Raw genomic sequence first — 1,222 nt, 5'->3', positions numbered from 1 at the left:
AGCATGTGGTTTAATTCGATGCAACGCGAAGAACCTTACCTGGTCTTGACATCCACAGAAGTTTTCAGAGATGAGAATGTGCCTTCGGGAACTGTGAGACAGGTGCTGCATGGCTGTCGTCAGCTCGTGTTGTGAAATGTTGGGTTAAGTCCCGCAACGAGCGCAACCCTTATCCTTTGTTGCCAGCGGTCCGGCCGGGAACTCAAAGGAGACTGCCAGTGATAAACTGGAGGAAGGTGGGGATGACGTCAAGTCATCATGGCCCTTACGACCAGGGCTACACACGTGCTACAATGGCGCATACAAAGAGAAGCGATCTCGCGAGAGCAAGCGGACCTCATAAAGTGCGTCGTAGTCCGGACTGGAGTCTGCAACTCGACTCCACGAAGTCGGAATCGCTAGTAATCGTGGATCAGAATGCCACGGTGAATACGTTCCCGGGCCTTGTACACACCGCCCGTCACACCATGGGAGTGGGTTGCAAAAGAAGTAGGTAGCTTAACCTTCGGGAGGGCGCTTACCACTTTGTGATTCATGACTGGGGTGAAGTCGTAACAAGGTAACCGTAGGGGAACCTGCGGTTGGATCACCTCCTTACCTGAAGAACCTGCCTTTGCAGTGCTCACACAGATTGTCTGATGAAAAATAAGAAGCAAGGCGTTTACGCGTTGGGAGTGAGGCTGAACAGAATAAGGCCGCTTGCTTTCTATTAATGAAAGCTCACCCTACACGAAAATATCACGCAGCGCGTGATAAGCAATTTTCGTGTCCCCTTCGTCTAGAGGCCTAGGACACCGCCCTTTCACGGCGGTAACAGGGGTTCGAATCCCCTAGGGGACGCCAGCGTTCAACTGATGAGGTCAGACCTCCCAGGGGACGCCACTTGCTGGGTGTGAGTGAAAGGCACAACCGATGATATCTCAAAACTCATCTTCGGGTGACGTTTGAGATATTTGCTCTTTAAAAATCTGGATCAAGCTGAAAATTGAAACGACACACTGAATAAGTGTGTTCGGGTCTCTCAAATTATCGCAATCAGAAGATGACACTGTAAAAGGTGATGTGAGCGATGTGAAGACAAGGCGTACCGCACGCAGCGAGCGCAGTGGACTGAATGTCCATGAGCATCGCGAGTACGGAACAACGCAGTATTCACGACGCGCAACAAGCCGGACAGAATAAAACATCTTCGGGTTGTGAGGTTAAGCGACTAAGCGTACAC

General features: G+C 51.0%; 1 tRNA gene and 1 rRNA gene. Both read left to right on the top strand.

The features are described from left to right. Positions 1-597, top strand: a 16S ribosomal RNA gene (locus tag FE839_RS24340); the annotation flags it as partial. Between the two features lie 170 nt (positions 598-767). Further along, positions 768-843 (top strand) — tRNA-Glu (locus FE839_RS24335). Positions 844-1,222: the final 379 nt, after the last annotated feature.

The sequence above is a fragment of the Klebsiella indica genome, assembly GCF_005860775.1.
GTDB lineage: Bacteria > Pseudomonadota > Gammaproteobacteria > Enterobacterales > Enterobacteriaceae > Klebsiella > Klebsiella indica.
Note: the sequence above shows the minus strand (reverse complement) of the source record. Positions and strands in the feature narration are given on the sequence as shown.